Source organism: Microbacterium maritypicum MF109, assembly GCF_000455825.1.
Lineage (GTDB): Bacteria > Actinomycetota > Actinomycetes > Actinomycetales > Microbacteriaceae > Microbacterium > Microbacterium maritypicum_A.
Genome location: NZ_ATAO01000065.1, coordinates 1 through 327, shown reverse-complemented (window position 1 = coordinate 327; position 327 = coordinate 1). Strand labels below are relative to the sequence as shown.

Here is a 327-nt window from a genome sequence, read left to right as displayed (position 1 = left end):
ACGCCGCTGGTGTTCCTGACCGTGTCGTGTGCGCTCAACGTCGGCCTCGTCGTGTTGATGGTCGGGCCCCTCGAATGGGGAGTGGGGGGAGCTGCGCTCGCCACGGTCGTCGCTCAGGCCGTCTCGGTGGCACTGTGCCTGGAGTTCGTGCGTCGGCGGCTGCCGATGCTCCACCTGCGCCGAGCCGACTGGCGCATCACCCGTGACGACATCGCCGAGCACCTGCGACTCGGCCTGCCGATGGGGTTCCAGGCGTCGATCATCGCGATCGGCACGCTCACGGTGCAGGTCGCGTTGAACACCCTCGGCGCCGACGCGGTCGCGGCC

The 327-nt window shown here is 70.0% G+C and carries 1 pseudogene; it reads left to right on the top strand.

The window, feature by feature from the left end:
* Positions 1-327: pseudogene (locus L687_RS0120930) on the top strand (polysaccharide biosynthesis C-terminal domain-containing protein); the annotation flags it as partial.